We start from the raw sequence: 340 nt of genomic DNA on the forward strand, positions 1-340 counted from the left end.
CCAGTCTATCTTTCTATCACATACCCAAATTTTTAAAGAACGATCTAATCAAAGACTAGAAATCAATATTCGCTTGAGAATATTCATTTCTAAACTCTAACAAGTAGAAGCAGTTAATGGTGGAGCCAAGCGGGATCGAACCGCTGACCTCCTGCGTGCAAGGCAGGCGCTCTCCCAGCTGAGCTATGGCCCCATAACAAAATTGGTGGGTCTGGGCAGATTCGAACTGCCGACCTCACCCTTATCAGGGGTGCGCTCTAACCAACTGAGCTACAGACCCAATTTCGAGCGCGTAACTGTTAGCTATGAGCTATCAGCTTGGAGCTTAAAGCTGCTTCTA

At 46.5% G+C, this 340-nt stretch carries 2 tRNA genes; both read right to left on the minus strand.

The annotated features are described in order from the left end of the window. Nucleotides 1-117: 117 nt before the first annotated feature. Nucleotides 118-193, minus strand: a tRNA-Ala gene (locus tag AC6CIA_RS26440). A gap of 10 nt (nucleotides 194-203) precedes the next feature. After that, a tRNA-Ile gene (locus AC6CIA_RS26445) sits at nucleotides 204-280 on the minus strand. Nucleotides 281-340 lie beyond the last annotated feature (60 nt).

Source organism: Pseudomonas sp. GQ91 (assembly GCF_059758795.1).